At 66.5% G+C, this 13222-nt stretch carries 8 protein-coding genes; 2 read left to right on the top strand and 6 right to left on the bottom strand.

Annotation, left to right across the window (positions count from 1 at the left end):
• Positions 1 to 49: 49 nt before the first annotated feature.
• From HIR79_RS06410 to HIR79_RS06385, 6 genes are all read right to left on the bottom strand, one after another.
• The gene (locus HIR79_RS06410; RefSeq protein ID WP_169957696.1) at positions 50 to 1780 is read right to left on the bottom strand and encodes an SWIM zinc finger family protein; all 1731 of its coding nucleotides are present in this window, start codon (positions 1778 to 1780) and stop codon (positions 50 to 52) included.
• Positions 1777 to 3144 (bottom strand): restriction endonuclease subunit S, encoded by a 1368-nt coding sequence (locus HIR79_RS06405; RefSeq protein ID WP_169957695.1) that lies wholly within the window; start codon positions 3142 to 3144, stop codon positions 1777 to 1779. Before HIR79_RS06405 ends, HIR79_RS06410 begins: the two co-directional genes overlap by 4 nt.
• A complete protein-coding gene (locus HIR79_RS06400; protein WP_169957694.1) occupies positions 3141 to 4784 on the bottom strand; it encodes a class I SAM-dependent DNA methyltransferase in 1644 nt (547 codons plus the stop codon). Before HIR79_RS06400 ends, HIR79_RS06405 begins: the two co-directional genes overlap by 4 nt.
• Positions 4781 to 5941 carry a Fic family protein gene (locus HIR79_RS06395; protein WP_169957693.1) on the bottom strand — a complete coding sequence of 387 codons (1161 nt, stop codon included), beginning with the start codon at positions 5939 to 5941 and terminating at the stop codon, positions 4781 to 4783. The genes HIR79_RS06400 and HIR79_RS06395 overlap by 4 nt, the downstream gene beginning before the upstream one ends.
• Before the next feature lie 258 nt (positions 5942 to 6199).
• Positions 6200 to 9736: a type I restriction-modification system endonuclease gene (hsdR, locus tag HIR79_RS06390; protein ID WP_169957692.1), complete on the bottom strand. Its 3537-nt coding sequence runs from the start codon at positions 9734 to 9736 to the stop codon at positions 6200 to 6202.
• A gap of 195 nt (positions 9737 to 9931) precedes the next feature.
• Positions 9932 to 11065 carry an alkene reductase gene (locus HIR79_RS06385; RefSeq protein ID WP_169957691.1) on the bottom strand — a complete coding sequence of 378 codons (1134 nt, stop codon included), beginning with the start codon at positions 11063 to 11065 and terminating at the stop codon, positions 9932 to 9934.
• A gap of 187 nt (positions 11066 to 11252) precedes the next feature.
• On the opposite strand from HIR79_RS06385, the gene argE reads away from it, so the two are divergent.
• Together argE and HIR79_RS06375 are read left to right on the top strand one after the other, a co-directional pair.
• Positions 11253 to 12407, top strand: coding sequence for an acetylornithine deacetylase (gene argE, locus HIR79_RS06380; protein WP_169957690.1), 1155 nt, complete (start codon positions 11253 to 11255; stop codon positions 12405 to 12407).
• Positions 12408 to 12470: 63 nt separating this feature from the next.
• Entirely contained in the window at positions 12471 to 13199 is a 729-nt protein-coding gene (locus tag HIR79_RS06375) for a glutamine amidotransferase (RefSeq protein ID WP_169957689.1), read from the top strand.
• The last annotated feature ends 23 nt before the right edge of the window (positions 13200 to 13222 follow it).

Genomic DNA, 13222 nt, shown 5'->3' with positions numbered 1-13222 from the left:
TCCCATTTTATAGAACCAGATGGAAACAGGGGTACGCCCCCGATTTTTCTCATGGCGGAAAGGCCTCATTCAGCCACTTGATGAAGTTGCGCTTCTGCCTGAATTCGGTACGCAACTCTTCCAGCGCCGCGGCAAATGCCCGGTGCTGTTCCAGCGTTTCGAGCGTGCCATGCAGCTCACGAAGCTGCGCGATGGCGCTGCGGTAGCTTCGGTTGTCGGCGTTGCGCACTTCGCTGCGGGCCAGGCGAAGATAGAGCGGCAGGCTCTGGTCGGGGTTGCCCAGCTGCTGGGCCAGCCTCAGCAGCAGGCCAGCCGCCACCGGCCGGTCCGAGCTGAATGCCAGCGCTTCCTCCAGACGGTTCTCGTAGAGGTAGATCTCCAGCAGGCTATTGACCACCTGGGGCGCATAGCCCCAGGGCGCCTCCGGCGCCTTGTCGACCTCCTCCCTGAGCCAATCGTGGACGCGCCGCTGATAGTCGGTGGCCAGGCCATACTCATCGGCCAGCTCGAGCAGATGCCGATAATCCTCCAGCTGCTGCGTCTGCTGATAGATCTGCCACTGGAGCTGCCCCGCCTTTTCGGCTTCGCCGCGATGCAGCAGCAGGCGGATCCATAGCCGCTCGCGCTCGCACCGCCAGCGGGGGTAGCGCTCGTCCTCGGCCCGGGCCGCCCGGGCCAGCCACAGCTCCACCTGGTCCCAGGCGTCGTGCGTGATGCACAGCTCGGCGATCTTCAGGTAATCCTGCACCCCAGTAGCGCTCTTCTGATGCAGCGCCAGGATGGTGGCGACATCGCCGCGCGCTTCGGCGCGCTTCAGCAGGGGCTCGCGCAGCCGCCGGTAGCGAAACTGCTCCGACCACTGCGCGTCGGCGGGCAAGCTCGGCAAGGCGTCCCAGACCTGCTGCAGCAGGGCCAGGTAGGCGTCCATCCCCTCGCTGCCCAGGGCCTCGGTATAGGCATCGGGAATCTTGGGGTATGAATCATAACTTTCCCCGAAGGCGATCTCGTAGAGATGCGCTGCGAGCGTCTCGGCGGGCCAGTCGAGCCGCTCGGCAGTCTGCACGTGCAGCCTATGCAGCGTCTCTTCGCAGGAGAAACGAAAGCCGCCCGAATCGTCGACGGTCTCCAGCGCTCGTGACAAGCGCGACAGGGCGTACTCCACCAGAGTCAGGCAGGTATCAGGCGGCATCTGCGGCGCCTGCTCGGCAATCTGCTCGACCACCGCCTCCGCCTTGGCGAAATAGGGCCGCACCTGACCATAGCGATGCAGGTGGCGCTTTAGCGGAAAGGCCGCGGTGATGCGCTTCTTCAGCGCCTTGTGATCGAGCACGCCGAGCACCGCATCGGCACGCAGCGACCACTGATGCCGTCGCACCGGGTCCTCCTCGATCAACTCGGCCAGCGCCTCCACCAGCGAGTCCTTGTCCAACTGCTGCAGGTAGGCGAGCAGGCGGCCACTCTCTCCCCCCGCCATCAAGCGCTCCTGTTCCGCCTGCTCCGCCCGGTAGGCCAGGGCAGTGGCCACGCAGTGCTTGCAGAAATCGATGCCCTCGGAGGCCGGGCAGTCACAGCCCCCCTCCAGACCACGGGGATTGAGATGCAGGGTCACCTGATAGCTTTCGCTGCCCGCGACCTGGGCGGTGAGGGTATTCCCCTGCCGGGTCCAGCCCAGCACCTGGCCCTGCCGGAAATAGGCCACGCCGCGCTCGAAGGCGGCCTCGCCGGCGAGCCGCACGAGCTGCTCGTCGGCAAGCAGCGCCGTCTCGTTGTGCAGGGTCATGATGTCACCGTTGCCTTTCTGCCGCCCCGCCGTGTCTTCGTCGGCGTCTGCTTCGCCTTCTCCGCCTTGATCCGTTCCAGCAGCGTAGCGGCGGAGTTATCTCCGCTGATCAGCTCGGGGTTTTCGGCACGCCATTCGGCGGTCAGCTCGCCGCGGAAGGCCTTGGCAAGAATGGACTGGGTCAGCTTGTCGACACGGGTCTGGGCGTTAGCGACCTGCTGCTCGATCTGATCGGCGAAGGCGAAGAGCTGGTCGACGCGGCGGACGATTTCAGCTTGCTCTTGGATTTCTGGAAGTTTGAACTGAACCTCAGAGACTATTTTTTGGTTTATCTTTGGCATGTTACCTGAAGTACCAGTGGCATTATCTCTAAAATATTTTCTGACCGACCTTGAGAGAAGAATGAAATGCAAAAATTCCGGAACAGCCCGATCATTGACTGCACACTTCATCATTAAATCTGGATATACATAAATATTATCAGGCCCGCGGTAAAGCGCACTGACTCCTACATATTCAATGGTATTAGCGCGCTGAATTAGAATATCTCCATCCTTAACCCACAGGTGAGAGTCTTCTTTGATGTCCAGCTCAACAAACTTATACTTTTCACCCAAAAACTTTCCAGAAGTAGTCGACGAAAGGGTCAGGCTCTTGTATGGAGTTTCAAAATCAACACCTTTCGGTGAGCGCCCATTTCGTGGCTTCGCCACAACCACGTCTATCAGCTTTACATTCGGCCACACATTGGCAGAGCCATTGCTAAGATCCCCACTTACCGCCGCCTGGAGCACGGACTGCCGAAACTGCTTGAGGATAGCAGGAATGGCATCCAGGCGGGCTTTCAGATTACTGACCTGAGCCAGCAGCTCGTTCAGCTTATCGGCGATGGCCTTTTGCTCTTCCTGCGGCGCGAGAACGAAGGGGGCGGCTTTTCCATCCTTGGTGCCAAGGCGAGGCATATTAACGCCATACCCTACTTCATTGACGTAGGAGAGGAAATCCAGTGACTTCAGCCAGTAGAAGAGGTAACGGTTGTCCAGATGCGGGCGCGCATCAAGGGGAACAATTTCAGTTGTGCAGACACCATCCCGCTCGGCAATCACGACCTTATCGAGATAAGGACGCAGCTTACCGTAGAGTACATCCCCTTTCTTGAAGCGGTTCTTGGTGCTCTTGAACTGACGCTCTTTGAAATTCAGGCGCTGGATAACTCTTGAGGAGGACTTCTCTATATCCTCCAGCTCGAGCACCCAAGTATTGTCATCGACCTGCTCACGGGTCGCCTTTTCCGCCTTGCCATACTCCACAATCTGACCAAGCGTGGTTTCCACCCACCCTTCCGGCAATACCCGCTCGCTCATGCCTTCACCTCACCGCTTGCGGCGTCATCCCCAAGCCCCAACGCATCGGCCAGCAGCCGCTTCTGGGCGGCGGCTTCGTCCTGGCTGCCGAGGGCGACCATCAGGCCATCGAGTTCGCGCAGGGCTTCGGTCAGCTCGCTCATCGCCTCGGCGGCGAGCACGTCGGGTTCGGGCAGGTTCTCGGCGGCGAGGCTGTCGGCGTCCTTGAGCCAGGTGATGTCCAGGGAATCGCCCTTGGTGTCGCGAATCCACTCGCGGCTGAAGCGGCGCCAGCGGGAGGTCTGCAGCTTATCGTCCACCCCCGCATTGGCGTCATCGGCAGCGGCGGCGCGGTCGGTTTCGATCTCCTCGGCGCCGAAGCTCCAGTCGCCCTCCTTGCGGGCGGCCAGCTGCTCGCCCAGGGCGTCGCTGCCCGTGGGGCTGTAGCACTGTTCGAAGGGCTTGAGGTGGGCCTCGGTGAAGGGGGTGCGCTTGCCGAAGCTCGGCATGTTGGTGCGCAGGTCATACACCCAGACGCTATCGGTGCAGCCCTCGTCCTGGTGGGGGTCCTCGGCGGTGCCGCGGGTGAAGAAGAGCACGTTGGTCTTCACGCCCTGGGCGTAGAAGATGCCGGTGGGCAACCTCAGCAGGGTGTGCAGGTGGCACTTCTCCATCAGGTCGCGGCGGATCTCGGTGCCCTGCCCCGCCTCGAACAGCACGTTGTCGGGCAGCACCACGGCGGCGCGGCCGCCGGGCTTGAGCCCGCGGTAGATATGCTGCAGGAAGGCGAGCTGCTTGTTGCTGGTGCGGTAGGTGAGATCATCGCGGGTAATGCTGGCCTCGCCGCCCTTGGCGGTACCGAAGGGCGGATTGGCGAGGATCACGTCGGCGCGGGGCAGCGCCTTGCCGGCCTCGCCCAGGGCGTTGCCCAGGTGCACCACGCCCTCGTCGTCGCCCTCCATGCCGTGCAGCAGGCAGTTCATCAGCGCCAGGCGGCGGGTGCCGGGCACCAGCTCGATGCCGACGAAGGCCTTGAGCTTCTGGAAGGCCTGGGCCCTGGCATCGAGATCGAAGTGATCATCGGTCTGCTGCTTGATGTAGGCATCGGCGGCGATCAGAAAGCCCGCGGTGCCGGCGGCGGGGTCCTGGATCACCTCGCCGGGTCGGGGGCGCAGGCAGCGCACCATGGCGTTGATCAGCGCGCGGGGCGTGAAGTACTGGCCGGCGCCGGACTTGGTCTCGTTGGCGTTCTTCTCCAGCAGCCCCTCGTAGAGGTCGCCCAGGCCATCCTTCTGGGCGCTGAACCAGTCGATGCGGTCCAGGTCGCGGATCAGCTGCTCCAGGTGGCGCGGCTCGCGCAGGCGGGTCTGGGCGTCGGCGTAGATGGCGGCGATCAGCCGGTCGCTGCTCTTGGAGAGGTCGAGCAGCATCTGCTTGTAGTAGTTGAGCAGCGAAAGCCCCGAGCGGCCGGTGAGGTCCGGCCAGCGGGCGCCCTCGGGCAGGGCGTGGGCGTTGAGCAGCCCGGCCTGGGTGTTCTCGTACTCCATCTTGATGAACAGCAGCAGCACCAGCTCGGTGACGTAGTCGGAGTAGTTGATGCCGTCGTCGCGCAGCACGTCGCAGAGGTTCCATAGCTTCTGGACGATGTCGTTCTGGGTCATGAGGGGTCCTGATTGAGTATGTCGATGTAGGCCCGGTAGGCGAAGATCCGATTGCGTTTCTGGCCGGTCAGCTCATGGACGATGCCGAGGGTGTCTTCGAGGGGAGTCAGCACACGCCCTACGGTGGCCGGCGTCAGCCCGGTGCGTTCACTCAAGTGGGCGACATTGGCGATGGGCTGCTGGAAGAGCGCGTCGAGCAGCAGCCCCGCCGAGCCGGCCTGGCGACCCAGCTCGCCGAGGCGCGCCTTGTCATGCTCGCGCAGCTGGTTGAGCTGCCGAGCCGTTGCCACTGCCTGATTGGCAGTCTCGGCCACGGCGTCCACGAAGAACAGCAGCCAGGCCTCCCAGTCGCCGGTGACCCGTACCTGCTGCAGGCGTTCGTAGTAGACCTGGCGATGCTTCTTGAAGAACACCGACAGGTAGAGCAGGGGCTCGCTGAGGATGCCCGCTTCCACCAGGATCAGCGGAATCAGCAGACGACCCAGGCGCCCGTTGCCATCCATGAAGGGGTGGATGGTCTCGAACTGCACGTGGGTCAGGGCGGCCTTGATCAGTGGGTCGGTGGCCTCGGGCATGTCGTTGATGAAGCGCTCCAGCGCCGCCCAGCACTCGGCCAGCCGATGAGGCGGAGGCGGCACGAAGACCGCTTCATCGGGGCGGTGCCCCCCGAGCCACACCTGGTTGCTACGAAACTCCCCTGGCATCCGATTGATGCCACGTCCGGACGTCATCAGCGTCGTGTGCATTTCCATCGCCACGCGATGGCTGATGGGGAAGCCCTCTCGGATGCGCTGCACGCCCAGCATCAGCGCATTCACGTAGCAGGAGACTTCCTGCACGTCGTCCATGGGAACGCCCGGCATACCCTCCATCTCGTAGAGCATCAGGTCGCTGAGCGAGGACTGGGTGCCCTCGATCTGCGACGACATGACGGCTTCCTTGCGTACATAGCTGTAGAGGAAGAGTGAGGCGTCGGGCAGCAGGGTGCTGATGGCGTCGAGACGGCCCAGCGCCAGCATCGCCTGATTGATGCGCCCCTGCAGCTTGCCGTCGAGCGCCAGCGCCGGCCGTGGCGGCAGCGGGTCGGGGATGAACGCCTGGCAGCGCACGCCGCCAGCGATACTCTCCTCGTAGTGGCCTGTGAGTCCGCGCTCCATGGGGGATCCCTCTCACCGCTCGAAAGCGGGCCTGGGTAAAATAGCGTCGCGCCTTATTTTAAGTTACGCCTGAAATTAAAATAAGGCCTGCCACTATTTTAACTTCGCGCCGCTGCGCGGTGGCCGTCATGGTGATGCCCTCGACATATCCAGGAAACGTGTCGAAAAAACCGGCTTTCTTGAACATGTGCTCGAGACATGTCGACGCCATCGACATGTCCGCGGGACGTGTCGAAAAAATCGCGTTTCTTGAACATGTCAGCTCGCCTCCCAGAGGGCATCGTTGAGGGCCTCGAGGACCTCGTCGAGGTGATGGTCGAGCACGGCATCCAGGCGCTGGATGCCCCCCTGCTCGGCAAAGCGCTGGTGAATGAAGTCGCGGTCGAGCACCACTTCGTGGGTGAGCTGCTTGGCCAGGCGGTCGAGCCACTTGCGCTGGGCGGGGGTCCAGCCGTGCAGGGCGTAGATGCGCTGCATGGCGTCGCGCACCCGCTGCTCGAAGGGCACCAGCGACTCGCCCAGGGCGGCGCGGCGGATATGGCCGACGATGCTGGCGGCGATCTCCTGATTGGTGGCGTTGCGCCAGGCGCTCTCCAGCCGGGCCTCGCTGTAGCCGGCGCCGTCGAGCAGCAGGCGTACCTCCTTCAAGGTCTCGCGGGTGAGGTCCCGGGGGCGGTTGACCACCACGCCCAGCGCCACCGAGTCGTTGAGCCGCTCACGAATGAAGGCCTCGAAGCTCTCCAGGTAGTCGGCGGGCTTCTCGTGCACCCCGTAGCTCTGGGTGCGGCCCAGCAGCTCGTCGCTGCCTTCATAGATCAGCGGCAGACGCTCGCTGCCGAGCAGCGTCTTCACCTCGGCCACCTGGCCAAGCAGGCCGGCATGCTGGTACAGGAAGCTGGCCGCGGCCCGGGGGCCCAGCTCGCGCAGGTGCTGGTGGAGCTTCTCCGGCGCCACGCCCCAGCTCTGCTCGAGGCTCTCCAGCTGCTGGCGCAGGTCGTCGCGCCCTTCGGCGCGCTTGGTGGCCTTGCGCATCACCCGCATCAGCATCTGGCTGTACTGGTCGAGGACGTCATCGGCGTGGCTCTCCCCGGCCGCCTGGCCGGGGGCCTCCAGGGCCCGCGCCAGCTGCGCCGGGTCGCTGAGCTCCTCGTGCAGCTGCTCCAGTGTCACGCCGGGGTCCTTGACCAGCGGCTGCATGGTGTTGACCTCGGCGAGCGCCGCATAGAGGTCCACCGGATCGTAGATGGTGAACACCGTCTTGCCGATCTCGTCGCAGCGGCGGGTGGCGCGGCCGATCATCTGCTCATAGAGGATGCGCGACTTCACCCGGCGCAGGAACACCAGGTGGCAGATACGCGGCACGTCGATGCCGGTGGTGAGCAGGTCCACCGTGATGGCGATATTGGGGTACTTGTCGCTCTTGTAGCGGCGGATCAGGTCGTCGACCTTGTCCGACTTGCCGGTGATCTTGGCCACCGCGGCCTGGCGGCAGGCCTCGCCGTAGTGGGCGTGGAAGGCCTCGTCGAGCAGGCGCTTGACCATGTCGGCGTGCAGGTCGGTGGCGCAGAAGATCAGCGTCTTCTCCTCGCCGAAGGGGTCGAGCTCCCGGGCCAGCTGTTCGCAGATCACACGGTTGAACTCCGGCGCGATCACCCGCCGGTTGAAGGCCTCGATCTCGAAGTCGAGCTCGTCCTCCAGCTCGGCGCTCTCCACCTCGCCGGTGCGGGAATCGATCAGGCTGACCGTCTCGCCCTTCGCGAAGTGGATGCCCTTCTGGCTGAGCAGGGTCTCGTAGCGGATCGGCGGCTCGTGGTCGATCAGCCAGTCGTCGGCCACCGCCTCCCGGTAGGAGTAGGTGAAGACCGGCCGACCGAAGATCTCGCTGGTGTGCTTGGCCGGTGTGGCGGTGAGCCCGATGCGCACGGCGTCGAAGTGGTCGAGCACGCGGCGGTAGCGGGAGAGATACTGGCCGGCGTCGCGGGTGGCCAGCTCCCCCTCGGTCATCTCCTGATCCAGAGTGTAGCCGCGGTGGGCCTCGTCGACGATGAGGCAATCGTAGGCGTCCACCGGCGGCGGGGCGTCGGCCATGAAGAGCCGCCGCGCCATGGCCTGCACTGTGGCGACCTGCACCCGGGTCTCGGCCTCGGCGGCCATGTCGCCCAGGGTGGCGACGTTGTAGATCTGCGAGAGGGTGTGGTTCTGCTCCAGCGGCGCCTCGTCGAAGGCATCCTGGGCCTGCTGGCCCAGGGCGGTGCGATCCACCAGGAAGAGCACGCGACGGAAGCGCTCGGTCTTCAGGAAGCGGTAGATCAGGCCGATGATGGTACGGGTCTTGCCGGTGCCGGTGGCCATGGCCAGCAGCGCACGGGGCGCGCCCTCCTCCAGGGCGGCCTCCACGGCGCGAATGGCGTTCTCCTGATAGTCGCGCAGGCGCAGGTAGCCGAAGCCCTCCTCGCGCAGGCGCTGCTCCGCCAGGGCACGGCTGCGCTTGAGGCGGTCGAGCAGGCCCTCGGGACTGTGGAAGTGCGGCAGCGCCCGGGCCAGGTTGCCGGGCTCGCGCACGTCGCGGAACCAGATGCCGGACTTCTCGGCCAGCTGCGGCAGATAGGGCCGGCCGTTGCACGAGAACACGAAGGGCACATGAAAATGGCCCTCGGCGTCGTCGGGCCAGGCGACGGTGCGCCCCTCCTCCTCCCACGCCGGGGTGATGCCGCCGGCAAAGCCGCGCCGATCGAAGCCGCGGGCGTAACGCTCCGCCTGGGCGAGCTTGCCGGCCACGTCGATATTCTGGCGCTTGGCCTCCACCACGCCGATGGGAACCAGCCCATGGAACAGCACGTAGTCGGCGCGCTGGCCGTTGGGCAGCTCCCACTCGGCGATGGCGAGGGTCCGGCCGGCCTCGGGTCGCACGCCCTTCTGCCAGGTGAGCTCCAGGGTATCGGCCTCCCAGCCGGCCTCCTGGAGCTGCTGGTCGATCAGCAGGCGGGTGAGCTCTTCATCCAGACCCAGTTGGGCGTTGAGCGCGCGGTCGGCCTGACCGACCCGCTGGCGCAGCGCCCGGGGCGGCTCGCCTTCGCCCCCCGTGCGAGCCTGCTCGGCCAGGCGCCGCTGGAACTCCCGCTCGCGGCGTTCGAGTTCCGCCTGCTGGGCCCGCGACTGCTCGGCCAGGGCGCGGGCCTCCTCGTCCATGGCCTCGGCAAGCTCGGCGTACTCCTGCTTCTCGCGGGCTTCCAGCTCGGCCAGCTGGCGCTGGGCATCGGCCTGCTCGGTGGCAGTGACCAGCTCGCCCTGCAGGCGCGCCATCTGGGCCTGGAGCTCGCGCAGCTCGCGGCTGGGGTCTTCCGGTGGACGAAAGGCGCCGGGCTTGAAGTCGGGGTCAGCGAAGGCGCGATGAAACCAGACCGCCAGGCTGCGGGCGACCTTGAGTCCCTGGATCGCCTCGCGGTGCTGGGTGCGGAACTGGTGGGTGGCGCGGTTGCCTTCGATGCGCAGGGTGTGGAAGAGCTCGCGCACCGTGGGGTCGAGCCCCAGGGCGCTGTCGATGCGGTAAAGGAGGTCGCGCTGGCCGGTACGCTCGTCCACTCCGATGCCAAGGCGGGCAGCGATGTCCTGGGCCATGGCCTCGCCGAGCTGGCGCAGCTTGATCAGGGTGGTGTTGGGATCGTGACTGAAGGCGCGCTCGGCGCTGGCGGCGAGCTCGAGAAAGACCGGGTCGTGGCCGGTCAGAAAGGCGAAGTTGCCGCCGGCATCCTGCCCGGCGCTGCCGCCATCCCCGCGGCCTGGTGGTCCCTGCATAGGTGGTACCCGTTCCCGGTTTGCCTGAGCGTGACTCCCCCGCTCTCCCGGCAGGGTGGGTCCGACATTCCCTTAGCCTGCCACTAATTCGGGGAAGGGGCCAGCAGGCGAAGGTAATGGGTCGGACCACCCGCTTCATCATCAAAAAGCCCGGCACGCTGGCCGGGCTTGCTACCTTCAGGGGTGAACGCCGACTCAGCCGAGCCGGTCGTGGCCGTTGTCGAGGAAGGGGTAGTCGGTGTAGCCGACCTCGGCGCCGCCGTAGAAGGTGCTATGGTCGGGCTCGTTGAGTGCGACCTTGAGGCGAAAGCGCTCGGGCAGGTCGGGGTTGGCGATGAAGGGGCGGCCGAAGGCCACGGCATCGGCGGTGTTGTCATCCAGGCGGGCCTGGGCGCGCTCGGCGTCATAGTTGCCGCAGTAGATCAGACGGCCCTTGAAGCGCTGGCGCATCTGCTCTCTGAAGCCTTCCGGGTAGGTAATGTCGGCACCCGCGAAGTCGGGCTCGTTGAAGTGGAGGTAGGCCAGGCCGCGGCGGTCGAGTTCGCCGGCCAGGTAGAAGGCCATCGCCTCGGGTTCGTCATCGGTGAGGCCGAAGAGCTCGAGGAAGGGAGTCAGGCGGATGCCGACCCGCGCGGGGCCGAACACCTCGGCGACCGCATCGACCACTTCCAGCACCAGACGTGCACGGTTCTCGAGCGAGCCGCCGTAGCGGTCGGTGCGCAGGTTGGTGCCGGTGGCGAGGAACTGATTGAGCAGGTAGGCGTTGGCCGCGTGCACCTCGACCATGTCGAAGCCCGCTCGCCTCGCGCGCAGGGCGGCCTGGCGGTAGTCCTCGACGATGCCGGGGATCTCCTCGGTCTCGAGCGCCCGCGGCGTGCTGGTGGGGTGCGGCCCCGCCGTGCCGTCCTCGAACTCGACGAAGCATTCGGCCCCCTCGCCCTTGAGGGCGCTCGGTGCCACGGGCGGCTGGCCGTCGGGCTGCACCATCTCGTGAGAGACGCGCCCCACGTGCCACAGCTGCAGGGCGATGCGCCCGCCCTTGGCGTGCACGGCCTCGACGACGCCCTTCCAGCCAGCCTCCTGCTCGTCGGTCCAGATGCCCGGGGTATAGGCATAGCCGCGGGCGGTGGGCGAGATGTTGGTGGCCTCGCTGATGATCAGCCCGGCGCTGGCGCGCTGGCCATAGTAGATCTGCTGCAACCTGCCGGGAACGCTGTCCGGCGTGCGCGAGCGGGTCAGCGGCGCCATGATCACGCGGTTGGGCAGGCTGAGGCTGCCCAGCTGAAGCGGGGTGAAGAGCCCGGGGTTGGAGAAGGATGTATCAGGCATCGAGACGCCTCCAGATGAAGAGTGAATGGACGGGTATCCGTCGTCGCCCGACATCGTAAGCCTGTTAATGACTGATGTCAGAAACAGTGACAACATCGACCGGATAGCCTGGGGCTATGACGCCCAGGACGCCGGCCGGCCCCGCGGGCGTGATAGGATTTCCCGAAACCTGACCAAGGAGCGCGCCATGACCGCCGCCGAGATGCTCGACTGCCTGGTGGGCTTCCCCACCGTCTCCCGGGATTCCAACCTCGACCTGATCGCCTTCGTGGAGGCCTTCCTCGACGAGCACGGCGTGCCCCACTGGCGGGTGGAGAGCGACGATGGCAGGAAGGCCAACCTGCTGGCGCGCATCGGCCCGGAGGTGGCCGGCGGCGTGGTGCTCTCCGGCCATACCGACGTGGTGCCGGTGGACGGCCAGCCCTGGTCCACCGACCCCTTCACCCTGATCGACAAGGGCGACGGCCGCCTCTACGGCCGCGGCACCTGCGACATGAAGGGCTTCATCGCCTGCGCCCTGGCCGAGGTGCCTCGCTGGGTGACCCTCGACCTCAAGACGCCCATCTGGCTGGCACTCTCCTACGACGAGGAGGTGGGCTGCATCGGCGCGCCGCGCATGATCGAGCGGCTGATGGCCGAGCACCCGCGGCCCGCCGCGGTGATCGTCGGCGAGCCGACCCTGATGCACCCGGTGGTGGCCCACAAGGGCGCCACCAATCTGCGTACCACCGTGACCGGGCGCGCGAGCCACTCCAGCCAGGTCAACCAAGGGGTATCGGCGATCCACGTGGCGGCCCGGCTGGTCACCCACATCGAGGAGGTGATGGCCGAGCTGCGCGCCGAGGGGCGCGTGGACGAGGCCTTCAACGTGGTGCACTCGAGCCTGCACGTGGGCAAGATCGCCGGCGGCACGGCGATCAACATCATGGCCCGGGAGTGCACCTTCGAGTGGGAGATCCGCCACCTGCCGTCGGACCGCTTCGAGGAGCTGCTGGGCCGGGTCAACGCCCGGGCCGCCGAGCTCGAGGCCGAGATGCGCAGCCGCGCCCCGGAGACGAGCATCGTCACCCAGGCGCTCAACGAGACGGTGCCGGCGCTGGCCGACGACAACAACGCCGAGGTGCTGGCGCTGTGCCATGCGCTGCTCGGCGAGCGCCCCGCCGGCGCGGTGGCCTACGCCACCGAGGCGGGCCAGTTCCAGCGCAAGGGCCTGCCCACGGTGATCTGCGGCCCGGGCAGCATCGGCCAGGCCCACCAGCCCGACGAATACATCGACATCGAGCAGCTCGAGGCCGGCGCGGCCTTCATGACCGCCCTGGGCGAGCGGCTGCGCCGCGCCTGACTCTCGCCGACGAAGACGCGCATCCCGACACAGGAACCCTGATCCAGGAAGAGGATACCCCCTATGCCCCGACTGCTGATCGTCAAGACCGGTGATGCCTTCCCCGAGGTGGTGGAGGCCCACGGCGACTTCGAGGCGCTGTTCCAGCGGGTGCTGGCCGCCGCCGGCTTCGACGCCGCGGTGTTCGACGCCCGCCACGAGCCGCTGCCCGCCCTCGAGGAGATCGACGGCCTCTATATCACCGGCTCCCACGCCATGGTCAGCGACGCCGAGCCCTGGAGCGAGGCGCTGAAGCCCTGGCTGGTGGAGGCGCGCGAGCGCAACACGGCCATGCTCGGCGTCTGCTACGGCCACCAGCTGATGGCCGCGGCGTTCGGCGGGGTAAGCGACTACCATCCGGCGGGACGCGAGTCCGGCACCCATGAGGTCGCACTCACCGAGGCGGGCCGCGCGGACGCCCTGCTCGGCCAGCTGCCGGAGCGCTTCCCGGCCCAGCTGACCCATGCCCAGGCGGTGCTCGAGGCGCCGGCAGAGGCCGTGGTGCTGGCCCGCAACGCCCACGACGCCCACCAGGCGCTGCGCTACGGCCCGCGCCAGTGGAGCGTGCAGTTCCACCCGGAGTTCACGCCCGAGGTGATGCGCGCCTATCTGGCCCGCCAGATCGCGGCGCTGCGCGACCAGGGGCAGGACCCGGAGGCGCTGCTGGCCGGCGTCGGCGCCACCCCCGAGGCCGGCTCGCTGCTGGCGCGCTTCGCCGAGGCGGTGGCAAGGGAGCCGTCGCGACGAGAGTGAACTCGTCGGATCAGAACCCGCTG

It is taken from the genome of Halomonas sp. PGE1 (assembly GCF_013000985.1).
GTDB classification, from domain to species: Bacteria; Pseudomonadota; Gammaproteobacteria; order Pseudomonadales; family Halomonadaceae; genus Halomonas; species Halomonas alkalicola.
This window is presented reverse-complemented; position numbering and strand designations above follow the sequence as displayed.